Genomic DNA, 2528 nt, shown 5'->3' with positions numbered 1-2528 from the left:
TCGGCCGGGCGCGGGCCACCTGGATCGCGCTGCCCCCGGAACCCACCTCTCGTCCCTGAGGACGACCGCCTCCTGCATGAGGTGGAGCCCGGACTACGGCCCGACCGGCGCGCTGCTCGGCCGGGCGCGGGCCACCTGGATCGCGCTGCCCCCGGAACCCACCTCTCGTCCCTGAGGACGACCGCCTCCTGCATGAGGTGGAGCCCGGACTACGGACCGCGCCCGATTGACCGGGTTGCGCGCCCTTGCCAGGCTGTCCCCCGGCGCTCTCCGCAACGGCGCCGCACACCGCGGCGCGTGACGCGCCGCCGCACGGGAGGAGCACGATGTCCGACGGGCAGTGGAGCCCCAGCACCGGGACCGGCCAGATCGTGGTGTCCGGACTGACGAAGCACTACAAGAACGTCCGGGCGGTGGACAACCTGTCCTTCACCGTCGAACCGGGGCGGGTGACCGGCTTCCTCGGCCCGAACGGCGCCGGCAAGACCACCACGCTGCGCATGCTGCTGAACCTGGTCACCCCGACCAGCGGCGACGCCACCGTGGACGGGGTCCGCTACGCCGACCTGACCGACCCGCTGCGGCACGTGGGCGCGGTGCTGGAGGCGTCCAGCGCGCACAAGGGCCGCACCGGCCTCAACCACCTCCGGGTGATCTGCGCCGCGGCCGGGCTGCCCCGGCAGCGCGCCGACGAGGCGCTGGCCCTGGTCGGGCTGACCCCGGCCGCCCGGCGCAAGTTCAAGGGCTACTCGCTGGGCATGAAGCAGCGGCTCGGCATCGCCGCCGCGATGCTCGGTGACCCGCGGGTGCTGATCCTCGACGAGCCGGCCAACGGGTTGGACCCGGAGGGCATCCGGTGGATGCGCGGGTTCCTCAAGAGCCTGGCCCAGGAGGGCCGCACGGTGCTGGTCTCCAGCCACCTGCTCTCCGAGATGCAGCTGCTCGCCGACGACGTGGTGATCATCGCCGCCGGCCAGCTGGTCCGGCAGGGGCCGGTCGAGCAGGTGATCGGCTCGATGGCCCAGGGCGTGCGGGTGCGGGTGCGCACCCCGCAGGCCGACGAACTCGTCGCCGCGCTGAAGGCGCAGTCGGCCACCGTCACCCCGGACGAGCACGGCGTCCTGCTGGTGGACGGGGCGGACGCCCCGACCGTCGGCCGGGTCGCCCTGGCCGCCGGGGTGGAACTGCACGAACTCACCACGGAACGGCCCGACCTGGAACGGGTCTTCCTGGAGCTGACGGCCGGGAAGGCGGGCATTCGATGAACCTGGTCCGAGCCGAGCTGCTCAAGATCCGTACGACCAACACCTGGTGGCTGTTCGGCCTCGGCGCGCTGGTCACCCTGGCCCTGGCGTTCCTGGTCAACGCGCTCAACGCGAACCTCAGCCTCAGCGGCCCGCAGGACGTGGAGGGCCTGCCGCAGGAGCAGGCCGAGCAGGTCCTGGCCTCGGCCAGTGAGGTCTTCCAGGCGGCGAACCTGTTCACCTCGGGGCAGTACTTCGGGCTGCTCTTCGTGCTGCTGCTCGGCATCATCGTGGTGACGAACGAGTTCTACCACCAGACCGCGACGACCACCTTCCTCACCACCCCGCACCGGACGGTGGTGGTCACCGCCAAGCTGGTCGCGGCGGCGCTGATCGGCGCGTTCTTCTGGCTGGTCACCACCGTGCTCACCGTGCCGGCGACGCTGATCTTCTTCGCGGTCAAGGGGTGGGACGCGCACCTGGGCGAGTGGGACATCACCCGCGCCATCCTGCTCAACCTGCTGGCGTACGTGCTCTGGGGCGTCTTCGGCGTCGGCTTCGGCGTGCTGATCCGCAGCCAGATCGGGGCGACCATCACCGCCGTGGTGCTCTACCTGGTCGGCACGACCGCGGCGAACCTGGTCTTCTTCCTGCTCCAGCAGTGGCTGGAGCAGGACTGGATCAGCAAGCTGGCGGTGATCGTGCCGTCCACCGCGTCCTCGCTGATGATCAGCGGCACTGAACTGCCGGGCAACCCGCCGCAGTGGGTGGGCGCGGTGGTCCTGATCGCGTACGCCGTGCTGACCTCGGCGGCCGGCAGCCTCATCATGCGGCGCCGCGACATCGCCTGAGCCGGATCCGGGCGACGGCCCTAACAGGAGTCGAGGCGACACGCAGCGTTTGCCGAACTTCTGGCATCTTCTGTGAAACGGGCCACCCGTCGGAGGCGGAAATGCCTGCGGCATTCCTACGGCGTAGCCTGGGAGCCGTCTCCCGTGCGCCCGGAACGGGCACGGGTGCCGACCGCGTGACATACGAACCCGCGTGAAAGAGGCGATTACCGGCCGTGTCGACCCAGCAGACTTCGCAGGAGAACCCACTGGCGGGTTTCGGCCCGAACGAGTGGATCGTCGAGGAGATGTACCAGCGCTACCTCGCCGACCCGTCGAGCGTCGACTCGGCCTGGCACGACTTCTTCGCCGACTACCGGCCGGCCCCGGGCGCCGCCACGCCGCGCCCCGCCGAGGAGAAGGCCCCGGCCAAGGCCGCCCCCGCCGAGCCGGC

General features: G+C 71.2%; 3 protein-coding genes. All 3 read left to right on the top strand.

Translation table 11 applies throughout. The features are described 5' to 3' along the window. Positions 1 to 326 precede the first annotated feature (326 nt). Positions 327 to 1265 (top strand): ATP-binding cassette domain-containing protein, encoded by a 939-nt coding sequence (locus tag JNW89_RS34350; RefSeq protein ID WP_210774495.1) that lies wholly within the window; start codon positions 327 to 329, stop codon positions 1263 to 1265. Continuing rightward, complete coding sequence (locus JNW89_RS34345) at positions 1262 to 2095, top strand: ABC transporter permease subunit (RefSeq protein WP_238452204.1); 834 nt, start codon at positions 1262 to 1264, stop codon at positions 2093 to 2095. The genes JNW89_RS34350 and JNW89_RS34345 overlap by 4 nt, the downstream gene beginning before the upstream one ends. A gap of 215 nt (positions 2096 to 2310) precedes the next feature. Beyond that, on the top strand, positions 2311 to 2528 hold a 218-nt coding region (locus tag JNW89_RS34340; protein ID WP_238452203.1), incomplete at its 3' end, for a hypothetical protein.

Source organism: Micromonospora sp. 4G55 (assembly GCF_016803375.1).
The sequence above is the reverse complement of the archived record's forward strand: the minus strand, read 5'-3'. Positions and strand labels throughout refer to the sequence as shown.